This window comes from Bradyrhizobium sp. 40 (assembly GCF_023100925.1).
In the GTDB taxonomy this organism is placed as follows: Bacteria; Pseudomonadota; Alphaproteobacteria; order Rhizobiales; family Xanthobacteraceae; genus Bradyrhizobium.
The window spans coordinates 4,598,524-4,623,108 of record NZ_CP064688.1 but is presented as its reverse complement, the minus strand read 5'-3'; the positions used below and the strand labels follow the sequence as shown (position 1 = coordinate 4,623,108).

The 24,585-nt window shown below is 58.8% G+C and carries 18 protein-coding genes; all 18 read left to right on the top strand.

All coding sequences use genetic code 11. The annotated features are described in order from the left end of the window. Positions 1 to 51: 51 nt before the first annotated feature. Positions 52 to 1,527 (top strand): oligosaccharide flippase family protein, encoded by a 1,476-nt coding sequence (locus IVB40_RS22570; protein ID WP_247816351.1) that lies wholly within the window; start codon positions 52 to 54, stop codon positions 1,525 to 1,527. Between the two features lie 27 nt (positions 1,528 to 1,554). Further along, positions 1,555 to 2,076 (top strand): acyltransferase, encoded by a 522-nt coding sequence (locus tag IVB40_RS22565; RefSeq protein ID WP_247816350.1) that lies wholly within the window; start codon positions 1,555 to 1,557, stop codon positions 2,074 to 2,076. Between the two features lie 93 nt (positions 2,077 to 2,169). Beyond that, positions 2,170 to 3,345, top strand: coding sequence for a DegT/DnrJ/EryC1/StrS family aminotransferase (locus IVB40_RS22560; protein ID WP_247816349.1), 1,176 nt, complete (start codon positions 2,170 to 2,172; stop codon positions 3,343 to 3,345). Beyond that, positions 3,342 to 4,343: an NAD-dependent epimerase/dehydratase family protein gene (locus tag IVB40_RS22555; protein WP_247816348.1), complete on the top strand. Its 1,002-nt coding sequence runs from the start codon at positions 3,342 to 3,344 to the stop codon at positions 4,341 to 4,343. The genes IVB40_RS22560 and IVB40_RS22555 overlap by 4 nt, the downstream gene beginning before the upstream one ends. Beyond that, positions 4,283 to 5,482, top strand: coding sequence for a DegT/DnrJ/EryC1/StrS family aminotransferase (locus tag IVB40_RS22550; protein WP_247816347.1), 1,200 nt, complete (start codon positions 4,283 to 4,285; stop codon positions 5,480 to 5,482). Before IVB40_RS22555 ends, IVB40_RS22550 begins: the two co-directional genes overlap by 61 nt. A gap of 194 nt (positions 5,483 to 5,676) precedes the next feature. Further along, a complete protein-coding gene (locus tag IVB40_RS22545; RefSeq protein ID WP_247816346.1) occupies positions 5,677 to 6,714 on the top strand; it encodes a glycosyltransferase in 1,038 nt (345 codons plus the stop codon). A gap of 3 nt (positions 6,715 to 6,717) precedes the next feature. Further along, complete coding sequence (locus tag IVB40_RS22540; protein ID WP_247816345.1) at positions 6,718 to 7,908, top strand: glycosyltransferase family 4 protein; 1,191 nt, start codon at positions 6,718 to 6,720, stop codon at positions 7,906 to 7,908. A gap of 269 nt (positions 7,909 to 8,177) precedes the next feature. Further along, positions 8,178 to 9,035, top strand: coding sequence for a hypothetical protein (locus IVB40_RS22535; RefSeq protein WP_247816344.1), 858 nt, complete (start codon positions 8,178 to 8,180; stop codon positions 9,033 to 9,035). A 191-nt stretch (positions 9,036 to 9,226) separates the two neighbouring features. Then, a complete protein-coding gene (locus IVB40_RS22530; protein ID WP_247816343.1) occupies positions 9,227 to 10,084 on the top strand; it encodes a 2OG-Fe(II) oxygenase in 858 nt (285 codons plus the stop codon). Between the two features lie 90 nt (positions 10,085 to 10,174). After that, positions 10,175 to 11,527 (top strand): hypothetical protein, encoded by a 1,353-nt coding sequence (locus IVB40_RS22525; protein ID WP_247816342.1) that lies wholly within the window; start codon positions 10,175 to 10,177, stop codon positions 11,525 to 11,527. A gap of 303 nt (positions 11,528 to 11,830) precedes the next feature. Next, positions 11,831 to 12,628 carry a right-handed parallel beta-helix repeat-containing protein gene (locus IVB40_RS22520; RefSeq protein ID WP_247816341.1) on the top strand — a complete coding sequence of 266 codons (798 nt, stop codon included), beginning with the start codon at positions 11,831 to 11,833 and terminating at the stop codon, positions 12,626 to 12,628. 88 nt (positions 12,629 to 12,716) lie between these two features. Continuing rightward, a complete protein-coding gene (locus IVB40_RS22515; protein ID WP_247816340.1) occupies positions 12,717 to 13,907 on the top strand; it encodes a GNAT family N-acetyltransferase in 1,191 nt (396 codons plus the stop codon). 125 nt (positions 13,908 to 14,032) lie between these two features. Further along, entirely contained in the window at positions 14,033 to 15,181 is a 1,149-nt protein-coding gene (locus tag IVB40_RS22510) for a glycosyltransferase family 4 protein (protein ID WP_247816339.1), read from the top strand. Beyond that, positions 15,171 to 16,208 carry a glycosyltransferase family 2 protein gene (locus tag IVB40_RS22505; protein WP_247816338.1) on the top strand — a complete coding sequence of 346 codons (1,038 nt, stop codon included), beginning with the start codon at positions 15,171 to 15,173 and terminating at the stop codon, positions 16,206 to 16,208. Before IVB40_RS22510 ends, IVB40_RS22505 begins: the two co-directional genes overlap by 11 nt. 652 nt (positions 16,209 to 16,860) lie before the next feature. Next, complete coding sequence (locus tag IVB40_RS22500; protein ID WP_247816337.1) at positions 16,861 to 19,593, top strand: Ig-like domain-containing protein; 2,733 nt, start codon at positions 16,861 to 16,863, stop codon at positions 19,591 to 19,593. A 323-nt stretch (positions 19,594 to 19,916) separates the two neighbouring features. After that, the gene (locus tag IVB40_RS22495; RefSeq protein ID WP_247816336.1) at positions 19,917 to 21,620 is read left to right on the top strand and encodes a type I secretion system permease/ATPase; all 1,704 of its coding nucleotides are present in this window, start codon (positions 19,917 to 19,919) and stop codon (positions 21,618 to 21,620) included. After that, the gene (locus IVB40_RS22490; protein WP_247816335.1) at positions 21,617 to 22,930 is read left to right on the top strand and encodes an HlyD family type I secretion periplasmic adaptor subunit; all 1,314 of its coding nucleotides are present in this window, start codon (positions 21,617 to 21,619) and stop codon (positions 22,928 to 22,930) included. The genes IVB40_RS22495 and IVB40_RS22490 overlap by 4 nt, the downstream gene beginning before the upstream one ends. 801 nt (positions 22,931 to 23,731) lie before the next feature. Further along, entirely contained in the window at positions 23,732 to 24,346 is a 615-nt protein-coding gene (locus tag IVB40_RS22485) for a transglutaminase-like cysteine peptidase (protein WP_247816334.1), read from the top strand. Positions 24,347 to 24,585: the final 239 nt, after the last annotated feature.

Below are 24,585 nucleotides of genomic sequence, written 5' to 3'. Positions count from 1 at the left end.
ATCGTGATGCCGGCGGGGCATTGCTATCCGCCGAAGGGCGACGGTTTCCCGATGAATTCGGTCCAACGTTCCATTCTGTTTTCGGCGGCCGACCGCTATGGCAGCCTTGTCCTATTCTTTGTGGCTACCGCGGTCCTTTCCCGTTTGTTGTCGCCAGCGGAATTCGGGGTCTATGCGGTCGTCAACGCCATCGCGGTGGTCATTGCTGCCTCCTTTCAGGAGTTCGGAGGCGGAAATTATCTGATTCAGAAGCGCGATTTGTCGCCCGACGACGTGCGCTCGGCCTTCACCATCACGTTCGGCATTTCGGGCGTAATTGCCGCTCTTCTGTTCGTCCTCGCTGACAGTCTGTCGCAGTTGTTCGCGCAGGACAGCCTCAAGGGAGCCATCGAGGTTTCAGCCCTGAATTTTCTGCTACTGCCGATCTCCGGGACGATTTCTGCCTTGCTGCGACGGGACATGAAGTTCGGAACGTTGGCTTTATGCAACTTTGTGTCTGGTGTGGCGGTCGCTCTGGTCTCGATCGGACTTGCGATAGCAGAATTGAGCTATATGGCCCCGATCTGGGGTGGTCTGGCAGGAAACGTGATCCTGACCCTGGCGCTGCTGGTAGGCCATCGAGACCCCAGCGCGCTACGTCCTTCGCTTTTCGCCTACCGCGACATCGTCAGCTTTGGCGTTTATTCCAGTGGGGTCAGCGTCGTCAATGTCTTCTACAATTTGGCGCCCCAGCTATTTCTGGCCAGAATTATCGACTTTGGGTCCGTCGGTCTGTACAGCCGCGCGATCAATTTGACGCAGATTTTTGACAGGCTTGTCACGCAGGTCCTGAACCCCGTCATCATGCCGGCGATTGTCGCAAGGCGCCAAGCCGGGGAGGACTTGAAGGCCATTTACCTTGAGGCGATCCAACTGCTTTCCGTCGCGCAATGGCCATTCCTGATATTCGTGGCCTTGATGGCCCGGCCGATCATTGCGATCTGGCTCGGCCCGACCTGGCTGGATATCGTGCCGCTCGTGCGCCTGCTGTGCATCGCGAACATGGCAGTTTTTGCGGCGTGCTTGAGTTATCCGGTACTCGTAGCCGTTGGAAGTGTCCGGGATGCGTTGATCTCCTCTTGCATCTCGCTACCCCCGTCGCTTCTTGTAATTCTAGGAGCATCCTTCTGCGGTGTGCAAGCTGTCGCCGGATCCGCACTTTTGACGCTGCCTTTTCAGGCCGCGGTCGCGATTTATTTTATCGGACGGCACCTACGCTTCGGGCTAAAGGATCTATTGCGGGCGCTGATGAAGAGCGGACTCGTTACGGCGGCAACTGCCTTCGGCGTCGCCGTCTGTGCGGCGTTGACGGAAGCTGGATTGCTGACGTCCCTCACCGGGCTCGCTTTGGCATCGTGTGCTGCGGCGCTTTGCTGGTGGCTGGGGCTGCTACTGACTGGGCACCCCTTGCTCTATCAGCTTCATCAGGCGGTAGCGGGTCTCGCTCGCATTACGCCAAGGTGGCGACTGTCGCGTTCGGCCCTGTAAAGCCTTGCGGCTATTTTGGAGACGAAGATGCCGATTACGAATGACGTACAGCTAGGCCGCGATGTCAGGATCTTCCATGCGGAACTGGTCAATCTTTATGGCTGCACGGTCGGCGACGAGACCAGAATCGGGACTTTCGTCGAAATCCAGGCGGGCGCCACGATTGGTGCACGTTGCAAGATATCGTCGCACAGCTTCATCTGCGAGGGCGTCACGATCGAGGACGAAGTGTTCGTCGGTCATGGCGTGATGTTCACGAACGACAAACACCCGAAGGCAACGACGGCGGATGGTCGTCCTCAGCAAGCGTCGGACTGGACGCTGCAGCGCACTCGCGTCGGTAGGGGAGCTTCGATCGGCTCGAACTCCACGATTCTGTGCGGAGTGACGATCGGAGAGGGGGCCTCCGTAGGCGCGAGTGCGGTGGTGACGAGGGACGTTCCGCCTGGCGCTGTCGTCGCGGGAGTGCCCGCTCGGGTATTGTCTGCGGCTGAAACGGCGGTCTTGGGCGATCGCGGCTCAGCAGAGGCCCTTCGTAAACCATTTTAAATTCCCACATAAACGGCAAGATTCAATGGTTGATTAAATATAATAATGCGGGTTAAATGTATTATAATGTTGGTCCGATGGAGGACTTGAATCTTGATACCCTTCCTGGATCTGAAAGCGCAATATAGCCAGATCAAGCCGGAAATCGACGCCGCGGTCGCGAGAGTCGTCGGCAGCGGGCACTTTGTGCTCGGCCCAGAGGTCACTGCCTTTGAGGGTCGCTTCGCGGAATATTGCCGGACCGCCCATTGCCGCGCGGTGAACAGCGGAACCTCGGCACTTCATCTTGCCTTGCTGGCGGCGGGCGTCGGAACCGGTGACGAAGTCATCACGGTATCCATGACCTTCGTCGCGACAACCGCAGCGATCCTCTACAGCGGAGCCAGGCCGGTGTTTGTCGACGTTGACCCGGTAACATGGACGATGCATCCCGGTTCGATCGAGGCTGCGATAACACCGCGAACGAAGGCGATCCTGCCGGTTCATCTCCACGGGCAGATGGCCGACATGGACTCCATTATGGAGATCGCGCGTCGTCGCGGTCTGGTCGTCATCGAGGACGCCGCGCAGGCGCATGGCGCGGAATACCGCGGACGTCGCGCGGGCTCGATTGGCGATCTGGGATGCTTCAGCTTTTACCCCGGCAAGAATCTTGGAGCCTTTGGCGAGGGTGGGGCCGTCGTAACCGATCGGCCTGAATTGGCACGCCGCGTGTCACTGCTGCGGGATTGGGGACAGGAGACGAAATACAATCACGTTATTCCCGGATACAACTATCGCATGGACGAAATTCAGAGCGCGATACTGAACGTCAAGCTGAACTACATTGAGCGCTGGACGGAAGCTCGTCGTTCGCTCGCTGAGCGATACAATGCACTGCTGTCTGATCTTTTATGCCCGCGTCCCCAGCCGCCCCCGTACGCCCGTCACGTGTATCACGTCTATGCGGTCAGATTGCCGTGGCGCGACGAAGCGCTGACGCTATTGCGTGAAGCCGGCATCGGCGCCGGGATTCACTATCCCGTTCCGGTGCATCTGCAGACTGCCTATGCAGAACTCGGTTATCGTGCCGGTGATCTTCCCGTCACCGAGATGCTGGCGAACGATTTCCTCTCTCTTCCCATCTATCCAGAGTTGCTGCCGGAACAGGTGGTCGAGGTTGCCTCCACACTCAGGAACGCGGCACTGCAGCCCAGCGAAGTGACAAGCGACCGAGCAGAGCATCCAGAGAGTCTCGTGACAAGGTCCCACAACAGGAGAGCGTCTTGATTGATCTCAAGGGAAAACGCGTTCTGGTCACCGGCGGCGCAGGTTTCATCGGCTCCCACATCATTGATCTGCTCTGCGATGAGGGCTGCATCGAGATCGTTGCCATCGACAACATGATAAGAGGCCGGCCGGAAAATCTCGGGCGCGCGCTCGGACGTGGCCCGGTGAGAGTGGTTCATGGCGACATACGCGATCGCAAGCTGATGGAAGCGTTGCTCAAGGCTGCTGATATTGTATTTCACCAGGCGGCGCTCCGAATCACTCATTGTGCGGCCGAACCACGCCTTGCCAAGGAGGTCATGGTGGACGCCACCTACGACCTGCTGGAGTTGTGCATCAAGCACGATGTTGAGAAGATCATCGCGGCGTCGTCGGCATCCGTATACGGCATGGCAGAGGAATTTCCCACCACCGAGCGCCAGAATGCGTACAACAACCGAACTCTCTATGGAGCCGCTAAGGCCTTTAATGAGGCTCTGCTGCGTACCTTCAACGATGCGTACGGCATCGACTACGTCGCGCTTCGATATTTCAACGTCTACGGCGGCCGGATGGACATCCACGGCCGGTATACCGAGGTCTTGATCCGCTGGATGGAGCGGCTGGAAGCCGGATTACCTCCGATCATTTTTGGTGACGGTCATCAAACCATGGATTTCGTCCACGTCCGCGACATCGCGCGTGCCAATATCCTTGCGGCCAGGGCAAAGATCACTGATGAGGTGTTCAACGTCGGGAGCGGCACGGAAACCAGCCTGGCGGAGCTGGCTACGGTGCTTGCCTCCGTGATGGGACGCCGCGGCCTGGCACCCGAATTCGCGCCGGAACGCTCCGTTAATCCCGTGTCTCGACGGCTGGCATCAACTGGCAAAGCAGAGCGTTTGCTGGGGTTCCGCACCACGGTTTCGCTGGAACAGGGGCTCGCCGAGCTCGTGAAATGGTGGCGATCCGAACGCGAACTTGCTTCCGGCTCCCAGCGGCAGGCGGCGGCATCGTGATTCCGATCGCGGCGCCGCTGCTTGCGGATGAAGAAGCCGATGCTGCGCGCGCGGTCGTGCTGTCGGGCTGGGTGTCGCAAGGCCCGGAGGTGGCCGCGTTTGAGGGTGAGTTCGCCGCACTTGTTGGCGCGCCGCACGCCTGTGCCGTCGCCAATTGTACGACCGCACTTCAGCTTGCTTTGGCAGCGTTGGGTATCGGCACCGGCGACGAGGTGATCACGGTTAGCCACTCCTTCATTGCGACGGCGAACGTCATCCGATACCAGGGCGCCACTCCGGTTTTCGTCGATATCGACCCGGAGACCTACAATTTGGATTGCGCTCGGCTGGCCGAAGCCATCACCGAGCGCACGCGTGCGATCATCGCGGTCCATCAGATGGGCATGCCGTGTGATATGGCAGCGCTCATCGCGGTGGCGCGACGCCACGGCATCGTGGTGATTGAGGACGCGGCCTGTGCCGCCGGATCGCAGATCCGGATGAACGGCGAATGGGAGCCGATCGGCAAGCCGCATGGAGACATTGCCTGCTTTTCCTTTCATCCGCGAAAGGTAATCACGACAGGCGAGGGTGGAATGCTCACCACCGCGGATGCCGAGCTTGATCGCAAGTTCAGGCTGCTGCGGCAACACGGCATGAGCGTTCCGGATATTGTACGTCACGGGTCGCAGCGCGTCATTTTCGAGGAGTACGTCCTTCTCGGCTACAATTATCGAATGACGGATATGCAGGCTGCGATCGGGCGCAAACAGCTCGAGCGGCTTCCGCAGCTGATCGCGCGGCGGCGCAGGCTGGCATCCCGTTACGCCGAACTGCTTGGGAATATAGAGGGGCTGCGATTACCTTTGGAGCCGGGGTGGGCGCGATCCAACTGGCAGAGCTACTGTGTACGCTTGCCTGATCGCATCGACCAGAGGGCGACGATGCAATCGCTGCTAGACCAGGGAATCGCCACCCGTCGGGGCATCATGTGCTCGCATCGGGAGCTGCCTTATGCGACGGCGGCGCAGCGTCATGACCTTAGCCAGTCAGAACTCTCCCAGGATCGTTCGATCCTGCTGCCGATCTACGCGCAGATGAGCCAGGCAGAGCAGCTTTGCGTCGCAGAGTGCCTTAAAGCGGAACTGGCCCATGGATAGCTATTGCGAGGCTGACATTCGGCAGACACTTGGTCGCTGTACGCGACTCCCCTTCCCTCTACGCGCAGACGAACGCCGATGATCAGGAAAGAGTAGCAAGCTAGTCCGGGTTGAACGCCGCTACATGTGAGGCGACGGTCGCCGCAGTCGCCTCTTATTTTTGAGAGGTCGCCACGACGAGAGAAATCAAAGCGATGGCTAAGTTTGACGTCGTTGTCCCCTGCTACAATTACGGACGCTTCCTGACGGACTGCGTACGAAGCGTGCTTGATCAATCCGTCGCCGACGTTCGTATCCTCATCATCGATGACGCATCTTCAGATTCTTCGGTCGAAATCGCGCGCGGCCTCGCGGACAGAGATTCGCGTGTACGGGTTGTGGCGCATGCAAGTAACAAGGGACATATCGCAACGTACAACGAGGGAATCGACTGGGCGAACGGCGACTACTTTCTGCTGCTTTCCGCTGATGATCTCCTCGCGCCGGGAGCGCTCGAACGTGCGGCGAAAATCATGGATTCGTGTCCGGAAGTAGGATTGACCTTTGGCGAATGCCTGGTGTGGCGTCGGGACACTCCTCGGCCGTTCGTCAACTCTGTCCAGGACTTGCGATGGACCAAGCAAGATCTGGTCGCGGAGATGTGCCGGACCGCGTCTGACTTCGTGGCCACGGGGACAGCGATCGCGCGAACAACCGTCCAGAAGGCTGTAGGCGGCTATAGACCGTCGCTTCCTCACAGCGGCGATCTGGAGATGTGGCTCCGGTTTGGCGCGCATGCGGAAGTCGCCAAAATCGAGGCCGTGCAGGCGATCTATCGGAAGCACGACTCCGCTATGTCGAACGCCTATCTCGCGGAAATGCTGGCGGAGTATGGACAGAGGAAAGCAGCGTTCGACAGCTTCTTCGAGACCTGTCGCGATCGACGCCCGGACATATCGTTGTTGCAGCGGCAGGTGGCGCACTCGCTCGCCGATCAGGCCTTCGACACCGGGATCAGTTATATCCGACAGGGGCGCATCGAAAGCGGCTTGACGCTTCTGCGCTGGGCCATGAGCCTAGACTCGCGAATGCGCTACCTTCCACCGGTCTGGCGGCTTCTGCGGATGCCTGGGCCGGAGGGACGCCAAAGACTCCTGTCCTTGATGGGCAAGTCGAAGGCGCGACGGCGAAAGGTGTTGCAGAAATCAGCCGCCATTCCCGTTTTACGCGCGGACAGGGAGCGCCAGAGATAGGTTATGACGAACAAGGTTCTCTTCCTCAGCCATGAGGCGTCGCGGACGGGGGCGCCAATCATGCTCCTCAACATACAGCGATGGCTCCGGCGCAACGATTCCATTTCCTTCCGTACTGTGACTGCGAGCCCGGGCGACCTCAGCAGGGAACTCGCCATGCTTGGCAAGGTCGACTCCGTCGAACCCGGCGATCTGCTTTATCGTGCGATGAGGCGCTTCGATGTGCATCATTTCGCGCAGTCAAATCATCTGGCGCGCCTGCAAAAGGATCTTTCCAAGGACCGCTTCGGTCTCGTCTATGTCAATTCGATCGCTTCTGGGCGGTTGCTCGAACGATTGCCCATCGGGGATTGCGAGGTCCTCTGTCACGTCCACGAGCTTGCTGGAGCCATCCGAAGCGTCGGATTGACCAATCTCGCGGCGCTTGAGCGGCGGCGCCCCCGATACATTGCGGTGTCCGACGCCGTGAGGGATTGCCTGATCGAAAAGTTCGACATAGCACCGCACCGGATCGAGGTCGTCGAGCCGTTCATTCCCGAGCTCGAAGGGGCTTCCCCCGACGCGGAGGAAGCGCGCCTCAGGCTCGCGCACGAATTGGACATTTCGCCTGACGTAAGCATCGTGTGCGGTTGCGGCTCGATCGAGGCGCGCAAGGGCACGGACCTTTTCATAGAGGTCGCTCGCCAAGTCGCAGGCGGCGTCAGTGGGCGAAATGTCCAATTCGTGTGGGTGGGCGGCGCCCCGGACAAAGTCAAAACCATGCAGCGCAGGCTCAAGAGCGAAGCGCCGGCCGCGCAGGTGCGCTTCGTTGGGCGAAAGGCGGACGTCGATACATATTTTGCCGCATCCGACATTTTTCTTCTCACGTCGCGCGAGGAGGCGTTTGGCCTTGTGGTTCTGGAGGCAGCGCGGCGCAACACGCCCACGATCTGCTTCGATGCAAGCGGCGCGGCGCGCAGATTTGTCGAACCGGACGCCGGTTTCAGCGTGGCCGAATTTGATGTTGGGGAAATGAGCAGGAAAGTGATCGAATTCCTCTCGTCGCCTGCGCTGCGCGAACAAATGGGACGCGCGGCGAAACGAAAATTTGAGACGTGCCATACCCCCAAGCAAGGGGGGCGAGCGATCGCGTCGCTCATCCAAGATGCGATGAGACGGAAAAGTGCCGCGGCTCCGAGTGAAGAGTTCACCTAACTTGCGCGAAATGAGAATGGAGCAACGGCAGCACCATGCCCGGCCCGTCGGCATTCTGCATCCCGCTACCGTTTAGGGGATTCGGCGGCAGTTTCGCTCGCCGCCCACTGCCGCCAAGCTGTCAGAGCGCGATGCTGACTCCCATTAGCGAAAGGGCTAGGATCTGCGCCGAGCAAATGACTTTATTTTATTCGTTGAAAGGCTTGATTGCGATTTGTCCCAAGTTAATGTAGTTGCCTATTTAATTGTTATTGTATGGTGATCTCGCAATGTTTCCGGTCGCTGGCTTCCACGTCTATACCTGTGCTCGATCGAGTGATGCCGAAATCCTCGATCGTGACCTTCGGCGCTCGCCGGCGATTGCCAGGGGCGACGTAAAGCTCACGGTCTTATGGAATCACCCTAGCGCTTCCAGCGCTTATGCCCAGGCGATCGCAAGTGCGAAGGAGGACATCCTCATCTTTGCCCATTGCGACGTGTTCTTGCCCGAATACTGGTTTGAGCGGCTGGATTGGGAAATCCGACGGCTCACGCAGCAAGACAGCCGGTGGGCCGTGGCTGGAATGAGCAGCGTCACTGCGGCAGGGGACGTGGTTGGTCGTACGTGGGATGCCTCGCTAGCCCCGTTATTTCCCGAAACTGGAGGGATTCATGGGGGGGAATTGAAGGTACCTGTACGCGTGGTCAGCGTGGATGAATTGGCGATCATTGTTCGCCGGGACTCGGGCGTGTCCTTCGATCCCTTGCTGCCGGAGTTTCACCTCTACGGGGCAGACATCGTGCTCGAAGCCGAGGGGCTGGGCAGGTCCTGTTACGGTCTGGACCTGCCGTTGATCCACAACGCCAAGGCACAGCTATCGTTAGGGCGCGACTACGTTCGAGCCTATCGCTACATGGTGCGGAAATGGCGGGATCGCCTTCCCGTCCAGACCACGTGCGGCACGATCACCCGCAATCCGCTCGTCCTGCCGATGCGTCGCCTGCGCATGCGACATAAGGCGATATTCCGGAGGTCAACTTATTCGACGCAGCGCGCCTCGGACCCCTGTGCAATATCTAAGGAATTGGGGTTGGACCGGATGCTGGCTGCTTCTTTGTCGGAGATTGGCTGCCTGACGCCGGCGTGATTCATTCCGCCTTCTTGGGGCAAGCCCGGTGTCTCCCCTGGTGGGCCATTAACGTTCCTGATTAGGTTTATTTAATTAGCTTGATGCATATAATATCATAATGTATTGTGATTTAATAATGCGGCCGGCCACTCGAGAGAGCGGCATTCGAGTGACGTCATTTACCCCGCTGAACGGGGAAAGAGGTAGAAATGGTTGCCACAGCTGTGCTGCCGCGGTCTGCGGAGTCTCAATGTCTCGATACCAAGTCCTTCCTTCCGTTGGATAAAATGCGTCGCCATGCCGACGCATGGGCCGAGCAGTATCGGGACAACCAGCCCTTTTCCCACATCGGAATTGATACCTTTTTTGATGACGAGGTCATTGAAAGAGTCGCCGCGGAGTTTCCCGGGGAATTCGAGAGCTCGTGGAATCGGACCTTTCTCGATGCCGGCGCGTATGAAGAGCAGAAGCTCGGACTTGACCGCTTTGAAGACTTTCCTCCTTACATTCAGCAATTCGTCAGCTCGCTGAATTCGCGGCTCTTTCTGGAGTTTTTGGAGCGCCTCACGGGCATCGAGGGCCTTATTCCCGATCCTTACCTCGTTGGCGGCGGGTTGCACATGATTCCGCGCGGAGGTCGGCTCGCCATTCACGCCGACTTCAACAAGCACAAGAAGCTCAGGCTGGACCGCCGGCTCAATCTGCTGGTCTATCTGAACCACGATTGGAAGCAGGAGTGGGGCGGCGCCCTTGAGCTGTGGGATAAGGACGTCAAGGCAAGGCAAAAAGCATATCTGCCGATCGCAAATCGAATCGTTGTATTCTCAACGACCGATACTGCCTATCACGGACATCCCGATCCCCTGACGAGTCCCAAAGGAAAGTATCGCAGATCGATCGCGCTCTACTATTACACTAATGGTCGGCCGGAAGACGAAATGTCCGAAGACCACACGACGATTTTCAAAATGCGGCCGGGCGAGGTCAGAAACCGAACAACCCTCGAGATCATCAAGCCTTTCATCCCGCCCATCGTCTGGCAGATTCCGAGAATGTTCAGGCGCTGATCATCTTTCATTCGACGGCGTCGGCATGGCGAAGAGCGTCCCGGGGCAGGCACTGCGAGCCGACCGGTCCAACAGGTGGGGAGACATTCGTTGAGGAACCGCCTCCCCAACGTTACGGTAGACAAGGGCCCGGTGAAGCAGGAGCCTTGGATAATTGCGAGTGCCGGTGCGGCTTCGCAACGCGCCCATAAATTCGCGACCTGGTTGTTCGTTCTTGGGGTAGTATTACCCGGCGATATGAGTTTTCTGCTCGCGGGCGCGAAGTTCAATCCTGAACGGTTCATCATCGCTCTGCTCTTGATTCCGGCCTTGTTCTTGTTGCTGCAGAGGGGACGGCGGTTCGTCGTCTGCGATCTGTTCGTCTTGCTGGCGTCAGCATGGATGCTGGTCGTATCAGCAGACAACCGTTCGGCCGAATTGTCGTCGGCAGGTGCAGTGGCGCTCGAACTCCTGGGCGGCTATTTCGTCGCGCGCGCATACTTCTTCGGGCACCTGGCGGTCGCCGAGTTCATCAGCGGCTTGAAAGTCGCAGTCGTGGTCATCGTCGCAGTTGCGATGGTCGACCATATGTCGGGAAAGCTCATCGTCAACAGCTTTCTCGGGCTGAATAGCGAGCCGGAGTACAGAAACGGCCTGATGAGAGGAGCGTCGGTCTTTCCGCACGCGATCTCCTATGGGACATTCTGCACTGCTGCCGGAGCGATATTTTTGTATGCGGGAAGACACCGGATGTCTCAGATTTGCTGGGTTGGAGTTGCTTTCGTCGGATGCTTCTTGGCGATGTCTTCAGCCCCCATGCTGATGTTCATGGTGGTCTTGTCGGTCTACAGCTATGATCGGCTCCTGAAATCCTCGCCATGGCGATGGAAAGCGTTCGCAGCGGTCATCGGAGCCGTGCTCGCGTTCATCTACCTGACCACAAACAATCCGACTTCCTGGATCATCGCGCACCTCACCCTCGATCCCTCGACGGGCTATTTTCGTAAGGCCACATGGGATCGAGCATTCTACAACATCGGTTTTGCTCCCTGGATAGGCTTTGGATTTGGCGATATTGGCGAAGGCCTGGAGTTCTTCGACAACGCTTCGGTGGACGCCGTTTGGCTGGTCATCGCGCTCCGGTTTGGCATTCCGATCGTTGTCTTCTTGCTGCTGGCCAATGTGACCTCCTTCTTTGTCGGGTTTGGACGAACGACCGTTGGCCCGACGCTCGATGAGTATATGGACAGGATGCGGTCGGGCTTTACGTTTGCGGTCATAACGTTCGTGCTGGTCGGACTAACCGTGCACTATTGGAACACCATGTGGATGCTTTGGGGGGCATATATCGGAATACGGGCTTCGCTCTACGAGCATTTTCTGGGAACGCGACACCTCGGCCAACTGTATTCTGCTTGGCATGGTCCTCCGGTCTACGTTCCGGCGACTACGCGTCGATGGTAGGTATCCATGCAGTTACCTTTGACAACCGCCGTTAGGGGCTTGATTGCCTTCTCATCCGCCGCCGTGGTGGCACTACACACCGCTTGCTCCCTCGCAGGAGCGCTCGAGGACACGGGCGCGCCGCGCGCATACAGCGAGAAGAGCGATGGGGCCTCCGGTGCGCCCCATTGCGATGTTCAATATCCATCGCTGCTAAGCCGATATCCCGCTCGTCCTTCTTGGCCTGTTGCGGGGGTCGACTATTGCGTGGGACATCCAGCGGCCATCGAACCCAAGGATCCTGCTGCAATCTCGAGGACCGGGGTGACTGTCGATCGCAAGATGCACCTCATCACCATAACGGCAAGCGGCATTACGCTGGACGGCTATGACTTCTCTCTCGATGGTGGCTGGGGCGTCGTTGTCCAAGGAGACGATACAAAGATTCAAAACTGCAACTTCTTTGTCGGCGTCCATCGCAACCAGCCCATCCTTGCGGCGCCATCGTCATCCAATGTGAGGGTCGCCAACTGTACGATTGATGGTCACAACGACCCCAACGTCAGCGGCCTCATTGAACATCGTGGTTCAGGTACGCTGACGGTGCAGTATTGCTGGCTGAAGAACGCCGGCGGCGACATGGTTCAAATGCACAATGGTGGCCGGGAGGCAGGCCTCGTTCTTCAGTACAATCTCATTCAGAATGCCGGTATGGCGCCTGGCGCCCACGGCGACTACACGGAGTTCATTGACGGGCCGTTTACGGTGACGATCGAGTACAATACCACCGCCCAGAGTGGAGGAGCGAGTCAGGGGTTCATGGTGGAGCCCGATATTGGCTCCAACCCCGGCAGGATCATCTCGGGCGAGATCGGCAACAACACGTTCACCGGCGCCGTCAACGCATTCACTGGTGTCACGGTCGCCGATATCGTGAACACGTTTATCGTGCGCGATAATTATTACGATCCTTCGAGGACCTCGTCGGGACTGGCTTTTGGTGGTCCCATCCGCGGCGGCCCCAACGACAACAGCGCCAAGTCGATTTATCTGCGCAACGTGAACATGCTCACGGGCGCCATTGTGCAGGATGTCAAGACAAGTGGGATATCCCGTCGCTGATCGCCCGAGCTCGTGTAGCGGCCTAGCTCCATCGGTGGCGTGTAGGGTCGGGAATGAGAGCCGAGGGAGTGTTCATCAGGTCAACACCATGAACGAAATCACTGCGCGCCACCAGATCAGGGTCGTCAGAACACGTTCCGAGATCGAGTCGCTTCGGGAGTTCTGGAACTCGTGCAATCCCCCTCGAGACGCAGATATCGACTTCTTCCAATTTATCCTGGACATATATCCGCAGGTTCAGCGGCCGCACATCGTAGTCCTCTACTATGGAGGGCTTCCCGTCGCACTTCTCGTCGGTCGATTGGAGGCGAGTCAGGTGCCGGTCAAGCTGGGGTATTTTGCTCTTCCGGTTCCTGAGTTAGGAGTCCTGCAGATTGTGCACGGCGGCTGGTTGGGAGAAATCTCCGAGCAAAACGCACGGATGCTGCTCGAGAGCATCATGAATTCGCTGGCGGCCGGGGAGGCCGATGCGGCCTCATTCCATTCTCCGGACGTCAATTCTCCGCTCGTCAAGTATGCCCGCGGTCTTCCGTCCTGGTTGTGCGCCGATCACTTGATCAACCCACTAGCTCATCGGTTGTGCGAAATTCCGGAGAAAGCTGGTTCGTTCCTGGCTGGCCTTCCGAAGAAGGGGCGATACAACCAGCGCAAACGCGCCGAAAGTATTGCTTGTGATTTTGCGGAAAGCAGGATCGAGCGATTTGGTTCACCTGCCGACTTGGATCAGTTGATGCGGGACGCGGAGACCATCGCAGCCAAATCCTATCAACGGGGGCTGGGCGTAGGCTTCTCGGAAACGCCCCTCATCCGATCGCGGCTCTGTTTCGAAGCAAGCAAGGGCTGGCTGCAAGGATACATTCTTTACCTCGACGGCCAACCGGTCGCTCTCTGGATCGGCTCGCTGCGCAATGGGGTCTTTCTCAGCGAGTATGTTTCCTACGATCCGGCCTACGCGAAGTACGGCCCCGGCCTCCACCTCATTCTAAGCATATTGGAAGAACTACAGGCGTCTTCGGGCCGGCCGGTGCGGCTGGTCGACTTTGGTATCGGCGATGCAACTTACAAGGAATTGCTGGCCAACCTATCGAGGCAGGAGTCGACGGTTTATATTTTTGCCCCGCGATTCAAGGCGGTCTGCATCAACCTCCTGCGCACCTCCATCGGCAAGTTGAATCGTCTGGCCCGGAGTTTGCTGGGGAGATCATGGCTTGCCGGAATTAAGCGAAGGTGGCGTACCGGGGTTAGCAGTCAACCATTCTATCGGGCGCCTCCGTCATGATTGCGAAGCTCCCTGGATCGCACCGGAACAAGCATGTGCCGGAGGATGTACTTCCCCGAGTTCTTGCGGAAGAACCTGGACGCGTTCACCAGAGGCGGGATCAAGCTTCTGAGCGCGACGCCGCAATGAGCATCTCGCTAGGCGTGATGATGCCGCTGCCACTCAACGGGATGGGAGTTGGCTATACGTGCAGTTCCCTCGCAAAGGGCATGGCGAGCGAGAATTTCGATGTCACGATCGTGACGCCGCGGGCGCAGTGGGCGTTGCCACCGGTACGACTCATCGAGGTGCTGCCGGATTGGGCGCGATACGTCCCGTACGGGTGCGTGCGACGTTGGGTCGGCCGTACGATCGAGGGCGTATTTCTCTCTCATATCGACAAGTTTCAATCCAAGAGGTCGGCAGCTTATCTTTGGCCGGATGCAAGCCTGGACACGATCAAGGAACTGAAACGACGCGGAGTCACTGTGTTTCGGGAACAGTTCAATTGCCACACCGGGACTGCAAAGCGGATCCTTGATCATGCGTACGAGCGGCTTGGAGTGGCGCCGGCGCATGGGATCACGGCCGAGAAGGTCGATCGTGAGGCTCAAGTCCTGCAGGCGGTGGATCACGTGTTTTGTCCCAGCCCGCTGGTCGAGGCCTCGTTGCTGGAGAACGGCGTGCCACGATCCAAGTTCTTGAACGCGAGTTACGGCTGGGAGCCGGCACGGCTTTTCGGAAAGAAGCCGTTGCTTGAGCCGAGCGCAGGCGTCACGGCGGTGTTCGTCGGCGCCATTTGCGTGCGGAAAGGGGCCCATCTGCTTCTGGATTATTGGGCAAAGAGCGGGGTGAAGGGTAGGCTCGTGCTTGCGGGGGAGATGGAGCCTACCATTAGGGAGAAGTGCGCCAGTCTTCTTGCCAGGGATGACGTGATCCTCTTGGACTATGTTAGAGATGTTGGCGCGCTTTATCGATCGGCCGATCTCTTCCTATTTCCTTCATTGGAGGAGGGTAGTCCCTTGGTCATATACGAAGCGAGCGGCGCTGGACTTCCGGTCGTCACGACGGAGATGGGGGCGGGGCGGTTCGTGCGAGACGGCCATGAAGGTTTTGTGCTCGATCCCTACGATGCGCCCCGTTGGGTCGAGACTATTCGTTCGCTGGCTGGCAACCTCAAGCTTCGACGAGCAATGTCGGAAGCCGCTGCCGAGCGTGCAGAGCATTTCGTCTGGGCTGAGGTCGCCAGTCAGCGCCGTCAGCAGATCAAGGAATGTCTTGGCGATGGCCTCTAATCGCACAAAGCTTGTCGTACTGATTGTCGCGTATCGCAATCCCGATGACATTCAGCGTTGTTTGAGGTCGCTCGCAGCGTCCGATTGGCAGGAGTTTGAAATCTTTGTTTGCGAAAATGGAGGGAAAGACGCGTTCGAAACGTTGGCGGCTGCTCTTATCGATCAGGAGCGGATGCTGCCGTGCATTCAAGATGCAGATGATGCCGTAGACGCCCCCGGCGGACGGTTTGGCTCTGTCTTTAAATGTCGATTTCCGAACCGGGCAGTTATTGTTCGACTTGGACTCGCGACAGATAATCTCGGTTATGGCGGCGGGATAAATGCCTGGCTCGAACGCCTGCTCGACACGGGGGGCTGGGAAGCTGTGCTCGTTCTTAATCCCGATACCGAGGTCCACGATAGCTGCCTGACGGAGTTCATGTCCAAAGCAGATCAGGGTTTCGGAATGATTGGCGGCACCCTGGTTTTCGATCATGCGCCCGACAAAATCATCAACTACGGGCTTCGATGGTCGCCCGTGACAGGCCGGGTTCTCGCAGTCGGCAGAAATTTGGCGGCCGGCACTTCTCCCACAGCTGAGGTGCTTTCACGGATCGATTCGATTAGTGGCGCCTGCGTGTTAGTCACGCGAGCGTTTATCGAGGACGTCGGACTAATGGCCGAAGATTATTTCCTCTATATGGAGGATATAGACTGGGGTCGTCGCCGCGGTAAGCACAGGATTGGCTTCGCGGAACGGGCGATCATACGTCACGTTGGCGGCACCGCCATCGGTTCTGCGATTGATCCCAGAAAGCAGTCATTCCTTTCGGTCTATCTGTCTGCGCGCAACAGCATCCTCTTCGCACGCCGATGGGCCGGACGCCGGTGGGTGCTTCACTTTGGATGGGGATTGCTGCACGCCGCCAGGTATGCCGCTATTGGCGCTCCTTTGGCCGCGAAGATTGCGCTCATCGGCCTAATAGACGGCGCGCACGGAAAGTCCGGGAAACCCGACGCTTCTGTGCGATTGCCTCAGTCCAGCTAGGCGCTGCACATTTCCAGCTTCGGTCTCTAGGGGCGGCTTGTGTCTGTCAGTCTTGCGCGAGCCGGGATTTGGGAAAACGCGTTGATCGAGCGGCAGAGGCACTGTAATACGCGCTCCTCGCACGAAGAGCTGGGTCTGAGCCCGCGCGGCCTGGATCGGAGCGACCAAAGTTCTTTAACCTTCCACCGCAAAGAGCTTCGCTGGATTGGTTAGACTCGGCAAAATATTGTGGCATTGCTTGGCGCACTGCCTTACTTCGATTTACTGTTTGGCTGGTTCAGGTTATGTCCCTCGATTAAGACGGTTATGTCGAGCCGGATTATTAATTGGCAATGCAAATTCTCTAAGACCTCTTAGTGTCAATCTATCTCTGGCAAATTTGGCCGCTTCGTTTTCTGCGCTCGGTAATGATGCTGTTCTTGTCTGTGGATTGCGTCGCGGTACCGGGTTTAATTCAATAAACGCGTGAGTATGGCGGTCTGAGCCAAACATCACCCCAGCACGGCCTAGATCTAGTCCAAAAAAAGTCCGCCGTACTCGGCCAAAAGTCGCCGCGGCCGAGATGCTCGGCTTTTAAAGATGGCATGTCGCTTGGGGGACCTTCATGGTTGAGCGCATCCCTATCGGGTATTAAATCAGGAGAACAGGGTAGATGGCAATTAACGACGGCTTCGCAAATGCTCCAACTGGAACGCCGCAGCTTCCGAACTTGCTCGATTCCTACGGTGCGAACCGGCCCGGTTGGAATGTCGCGGGCGTGGATTACTACGCCGGGACACCTCAGGGATTAGCGCTGAAAAATCCGGCGACGATCTCGATGGCCGGGGTATCGGTGAATACGGCGAACCACACCATCACGGTGACGGGCAGCGAGGTTACGCTCGACGGCTATGATTTCTCGCTCAACGGTGGCTGGGGCGTTGTCGTCCAGAGCGCAAATACAAAGATTCTGAATTCCAACTTCCAGGTCGGGGCCAATGGCCTCAAACCCATCTTGGCGACGGATTCGTCGTCGAATTTGACTGTCATGTACTCCACGCTTGACGGCAACAACAACGGCAGCGTCAGCGGGCTCATTGAAAATCGTGGTTCAGGTACCCTGACCGTGGAGTATTCTTGGCTCAAGAATGCCGGCGGCGACATGATTCAAATGCACAATGGCGGCAAGTCGGCCGGCCTTATCGTTGAGTACAATCTGATTCAGAACGCCGGAATGGCATCCGGTGCGCACGGCGACTACACCGAGTTCATGGATGGGCCGTTTACCGCCACCATCATGTACAACACCACCACCCAGAACGGCGGGGCGAGCCAGGGCTTCATGGTGGAGCCTGACATCGGCAGCAGCCCGGGCGAGATTGTTTCCGGCGAAATCGGCAACAATGTATTCACTGGCAGCGTCAACGCCTTCACAGGCGTCACGGTGGCAGATATCCAGAATACGTTCACCGTCCACGACAACTACTTCGATCCGTCCAGCTCGTCTTCGGGACTGGCATTCGGCGGCGTCCGGGGCGGTCCCAACGACTCCAGTTCGAAGTCGATCTATATCCACAACGTCAACATGAAGACTGGTGCCGTCCTTCAGGACGCAAATGCGCCGACATCACCGACATCACCGACATCACCGACATCGCCGACCGGGCCGACTGCGCCCACTATCGACTCCATCTCGAACGATAGCGGCACCGCTGGCGATCGCATCACGAACGACAACACTCTCGAGCTGAAGGGTAAGGCGACTGCCGGCAGCGCCGTCAAAGTCTATGACGGTACGACCCAAATCGGTTCGACCACTGCGGATTCGAGCGGGAATTGGGACTACATCACAAAGGTCCTGACTGACGCCAAGCATACGCTCACCGCAACGGCGACCAATTCATCGGGTCAGACCGGCGCGACGTCGGCTGCGGTGGTGGTCACCGTCGATACCAAGGCGCCGACTGCGCCGACCATTGCCGGCAACAAGGTGAACAGCGCCAATCAGGTGGTGATGTCGGGCAATGCCGAAACGGGCAGCGCCGTAAAGGTGTTCGACGGCACGACCCAGATCGGGACCGCGACGGCAAACAGCAGCGGTGTGTGGGCCTATACGTCCGCTGCCCTTGCGGTCGGTGCGCACAGCCTGACGGCGAAGGCCACGGACGTGGCAGGCAACACCAGCGCGGCGTCCTCCGTGGTCACGGCCAGCATCACCTCGACGTCCCCCACCGCTCCGACGTCTCCCACCAGCCCGACGTCGCCTACTGCTGGCACGGTGATCGAGTCGGCCGGTGCGACACGTCTCGTTGAGAGTGGTGACAAATTCTACCTCAACACCAGCACCGGGACGGGCCCGTCCCTGAAGTCTCACGGCGTGGATTTTGTCGACGGGTCAGATGGCACCTGGGCGCCGATTGGTGCGGAGAAGACGGCCACGGGCTATGAGGTTGTCTGGAAAGAGGCGAGCACGGGTCAGTACACGGCGTGGAATACCGACAACAACGGCAACTACGTTTCCCATGTCGGCGCCCTGACCGACTCCACGTCGGGCGGCACCGTGTCTGGTACGAGCTCTGCCCTCAAATCGCTCGAAACGACCTTCCACCAGGATCTGAACGGTGACGGACAGATCGGTTCCAGCACGTCCACACCGACGTCTCCGACATCGCCCACTGCTGGCACGGTGATCGAGTCCGCTGGAGCGACACGTCTCGTTGAGGGTGGCGACAAGTTCTACCTCAACGGCAGCACCGGGACGGGCCCCACGCTGAAGCAAGGCGGCGTGGATTTCATCGATGGGTCAGATCACACCTGGGCTCCCATTGCCGCGGAAAAGACCACCACGGGCTATCAGGTCGTCTGGAAGGAAGCGAGCACCGGCCTTTATACGGCGTGGAACACCGACAGCAACGGCAACTACGTTTCGCACGTAAGCAGCCTGACCGGTTCCACGTCGGGCGGCACCGTGTCGGGTACGAACTCCGGCCTTAAATCGCTCGAGACGAGCTTCCATCAGGATCTCAACGGCGATGGGCAGGTCGGTACGTCGAGCGTTGCAACGTCGTCCACGAGCACCACTTCCCTCGCTGCGACTTCGAGCTCGACAAGCAGCAACGTACAGACGAGCACGTCAGGAAATGACGCCTTCGTTGGCACCACCAAGGCCGACACGTTCTCGTTTGCTGCGAATTTCGGCAGCGATGTCATCAAGGACTTCACTGCCAGCGGACCTGCTCACGACACGATCCAGTTCAGCAAGAGCGTGTTCGACAGCTTTGCGAGTGTTCTTTCCCATGCGACCCAATCGGGTCAGGACGTCGTCATCGCGACGGGGGGCGACACGCTCACGCTGAAGAACATGAAGGTCGGATCGTTGACCAACGAGGACTTCCACTTCGCGTAAGGTATGGGCATCCACACCGAGTAGTACTCAACAACGGCCTTGGGGATCTCTTGCGGATCTTCCGACAAAGGCATGGTTTAAGGGCGGCTACCATGATTGACTTTGGACGGCGGGGGGTATTCCCCCCGCCCGCGAATCTCGTACGGATTCCACTTCTTCACATATCAGAGCTCTGGGCGGCTGGACGGCAGTGGGCGGAAGACGCCGAATTTGGGACACCGCAACTGATTGGCTGGGCAAAGCGTCCGATCGAAGCCCTGCGGCAACGGATATTCGCTGGTCGACCCCGGCCGGTGAATCACTATGACGAGTCGCAGTCAGAGATGTCGGCATTCCTGCGGTCTTGCCGCCGGATTTTCTGGGCTCTCGCCGCCTTCAGCGGCATGAGCAATCTCCTTATGCTCACCGGCTCGTTCTTCATGCTGCAAGTCTATGATCGGGTGCTGCCCGGACGCAGCATACCGACGCTAATCGCCTTGATGGTTCTGGCCACGGTTCTTTACCTGTTCCAGGGCGGGCTCGATCTCGTCAGGAGCAGGATCAGCTCCCGGGTCGGCCGGTATTTCGATGAAAAGCTCAGCATTCGCATATTCGACTCGCTTGTTCGCTTGCCTTTGAAGACCAGAGCGGATGGCGATGGTTTGCAGCCGGTGCGGGATCTCGATCAGGTCCGCAGCTTCCTGTCGAGTGGAGGGCCGACTGCGCTCTTCGATCTCCCCTGGATGCCGATCTATCTCGGCATCTGCTTCCTGTTTCACTTCTGGATTGGCGTGACTGCGCTGGCCGGCGCGCTGGTCTTAGTCGGCATTACGATCCTTACGGAAACGCGCACGCGAGGGCCGGCAAAGGCAACCTCCCGTCTCGCCGTCTCGCGGACCGCACTGGCGCTCGAAGGGCGGCGAAATGCCGAGGTCCTGCAGGCCATGGGCATGCGGCAACAGGCGGGCTTACGTTGGCGGGATGTCAACGCGAAGTACCTCGCGGCCCATGAGCAGGCAAGCGATGTCGCAAACGGACTCGGTGGCGTTTCCAAGATCTTTCGGGCGATCTTGCAATCGCTGGTTCTTGCCGTGGGCGCCGTTCTCGTCATCAACCAGGAATCGACCGCGGGCATCATCATTGCCGGATCGATTCTCACCGCGCGGGCCCTGGCGCCCGTTGAATTGGCCATTGCGAACTGGAAAGGGTTCGTCGCCGCGCGGCAATCGGGGCAACGGCTTGATCGCTTGCTGAAGCTTCTGCCGAGCGAGGAGGAGCGGTTGGAATTGCCTGCGCCTGTTGAAACCCTCACCGCCGAGCACCTTTATATTGGCGCTCCGAACTCGGAGAGGCCCACCATCAGTGAAGTGTCGTTCCAGCTGCGGAGCGGGCAGGCGGTTGGAATCATTGGTCCGAGCGGATCCGGCAAATCGACGTTGGCACGCGCGCTGGTGGGAGTGTGGCCGTGCATTCGAGGCAGGATCCGACTCGACAACGCTTCGCTCGATCACTGGTCTTCGGACGCTCTCGGCAAGCACATCGGTTATCTGCCTCAGGACGTCGAATTGTTCGACGGCAGCATTGCAATGAACATTGCACGGTTCGACCCGCAGGCAACGGCCGCAGCAGTTCTGGAAGCGTCGCATGCCGCGGGCGCGCACGATCTGATCCTCTCGCTTCCAGACGGCTACGGCACGAAGATCGGCGAAGGAGGGTTGGCGCTGTCGGCGGGGCAGCGGCAGCGCATCGGGCTCGCGCGCGCCTTTTACGGCAAGCCGTTCCTGGTCGTACTTGATGAACCCTCTTCCAATCTCGATGCCGAGGGAGAGGACGCCTTGACCGAGGCGATCTTGAACGTGCGCCGTCGGGGAGGAATTGTCGCCGTTGTTGCGCATCGTCCGAAGGCGTTGGAAGGTGTGGACCATGTCTTGTGCCTCGGGGAAGGCAAGATGCAGTCCTTCGGCAAGAGAGAGGAGGTCCTCAAGAGAGTGTTGCAAAATCCCACACCGCTCAAGGTCGTCGCGGAAGCTCAAGGAGGTGGCCGATGAATGGCCAGGTGACGCCGGCGATGCAATCCATCCAGCGTTATATGATCGTGGGTATGATCATGTTTGGTTTGGTAACCTTTGGGGTCGGCGGCTGGGCGACAACCACGCAACTGTCGGGCGCGGTGATCGCCCAAGGCGTGGTCGTGGTGGATTCGAGCGTCAAGAAGGTTCAGCACTCCACTGGTGGGATCGTGGGAGAGTTGCGCGTTCGGGAGGGCGCGCGGGTTAATGCAGGGGATATTTTGATCCGCCTCGACGAGACTCAGACGCTCGCAAATGCCACCATCGTCACGAACAGCCTCGATGAGCTGTTCGCGCGGCAGGCTCGCCTGGAGGCCGAGCGCGATGGCGCCGAGCAGGCCATCTTTCCCAAGGTGTTGCTCGACCGGGCCAAGGAGAGCAACTCGGAGGCGAGCCGTGCGATCACTGCGGAGCGAAAGCTGTTCGATCTGCGTCGTCAGGCGCGGAGCGGCCAAAAAGCGCAGTTGCAGGAGAAAAGCGCGCAGCTGGAAAATGAGATCAAAGGCCTTACGGGGCAGACCGAGGCCAAGCAGAAGGAAGTCGAATTTATCCGGCAGGAACTGGAGGGCGTGCGCAGTCTCTGGCAAAAAAATTTGGTGCCGATCACGCGGCTCAATTCCCTCGAGCGTGATTCCGCTCGCCTCGAAGGCGAGCGCAGCCAGCTGGCAGGAATGATTGCTCAGTCGAAGGGCAAGATTGCCGAAATCGGACTCCAGATCATTCAGATCGACCAGGACCTTCGGACGGAAGTGGGCAAGGATCTGATCGAAACGCGATCGAAGCTCTCCGAGCTGAGCGAGCGCAAGACTGCGGCGGTCGATCAACTGAACCGGGTCGATATCAGGGCACCGCAAACTGGCCGCGTCCACGAGCTGAGCGTGCACACCGTTGGAGGTGTGATATCTCCCGGCGAGCAGATCATGCTGATCGTGCCCGATGCGGACTCGCTTGCGGTTGAGGTCAAGATCGTACCCCGCGATATCGACCAGGTCTATATGGGGCAGACCGCGACAATGCGCTTCGCGGCGTTCAACCAGAAGACCACGCCCGAAATCGACGGAGAGGTCAGCATGGTCTCGGCAGACATTACACAGGATCAGCGTGCCGGCACCAGTTACTACACGGGCCGTGTGCTGCTGAAGCCGGAAGAGCTGGCGAAACTCGGGTCGGCCAAGCTGTTGCCCGGCATGCCGGTCGAGGTCTTCATCAAGACGGCAGGCCGGACCGCGCTATCCTACCTGCTCAAGCCGCTGCACGATCAGGCGGAGCGCGCATTCAAGGAGCGCTGACTCTTCGCGAGAAGATAGCAGCGCTCGACTGCCCGAATTTGGGCCTGGCGCCCGATCCGTGCGCGCCAGCGATGCGACCAGCCGCTGCTGCTGGGCGGCCGGAAAGCATCCGCGGCGGACCGCGGCTGGCCGAAGAGTGCGCCTTACAAGTCGGGGCGGAACTGCGGTCTGGTCTTAAGGCTCGACCGCGGCGTTCTGGTAATGTCGGGCCATCGCAAGAGATGGCGAAACCGATCCACCTCCTGATCAATGGGGATAGATCGCTCGGCTTTCGACGGACGGGTCGTAGCGGATGTCGGTCGTCCGCGGGCGAGACTACGGATCGCTCGAACCACCGTCCGCTCAGCACATCCATTCGCTTAAGCGTACAGGGTCATCGCGGCCAAGAAGACAAGTTCAGCTCCAGGATACGAGTAGCTCATCTGGCAGATGAAACTGTCCCGATCGATTTGGCCCCGGCGAAAATTAGACCAACGCTTCAAATCGTATGAGGCGTTAAATGGTTGCCCCGGCTCTAGACGCGCGAAGCACGTACCGTGGAGCGGCTTTTCAGCGGGACACCCGAGCCGACCAACAGTTTCTGCTGCGTCATTCTCCCCCATTCTTTCGTCGCCAGATTGAGCGCAATCGCGTCTCCTTGCAGTCGGTTGTGCATATTTAATTATTTAATTTATTCTTGCACATTATATTATAACTATCTAAGATTTAATATTATAATTGCGGGTAAATTGTTCTTGCAACGGGGCGGCCCGCGCTCTGAGTTGAACCCGGGCCTCACTTGGCGTTCGCGGGGGATCGTAGATGCAACGTATCTCGGGGCCAATCGTCGCGGCAGCCGTAACTGTCATGATCGCAGGGGTCCAGTGGGCGCGTGCGGCACCGTTGACCGTGCAGACGGCCCAGCGAGCGGCTCTTGCGCATATCGAGCTGGGACGCCCGAGGCTTCCGCCCCTCACTTACACGGTGTTTTGCCTCCGTTATCAGGCCGAATGCCGCCTGCGGCGCTTCTTCCGGGGCGGGCCGATCTGGCTGACCGAGAAGCGATGGGCGGATCTGCGGGAGATCAATCGCGCGGTCAACTTGGCGATAGCGCCAGCTCGCAACGAGCTCGGTCTTGCGGGTGAGACCTGGATCATCAACCCCGCTCGCGGGGATTGCAACGACTACGCGGTGAGCAAGCGCCACGAGTTGCTTCGGCGCGGCTGGCCGGCGCGAGTACTGTTATTGAGCGAGGTCGTTGTCGATTCCGGAGAACATCATTTGGTGCTTCTGGTGCGTACCGAAAGCGGCGATGTCGTCCTCGATAATCTCACGCCGCAGATCGTGCCGTGGTCGCGGACGACCTATCGCTGGGTTCGCGTGCAGAGTCCGGGCCGCGATGGGCTGTGGGCGGCGGTTGGGCGGGAAGGGGCGTGAGCGAGTGGACGATGGGTATTCGTACTGCGCGCCGCTGCCGTGCTCTATAATGGGTCCGCATTAATAGAGTTATAAAATAAATATGAGAAATTTAATATGGGCGCGACCTTTTCGTCATATTAAAAGCGCGAGAATGAAATGGAGTTGCGGGATAAGCTGAAGGCTGAGGAGGTTCGAGAGGCCAGGATTATTCCGCCTTTGAGCAAAGGTGTGGTGACACGCTTCAAGCTCCTCGACCA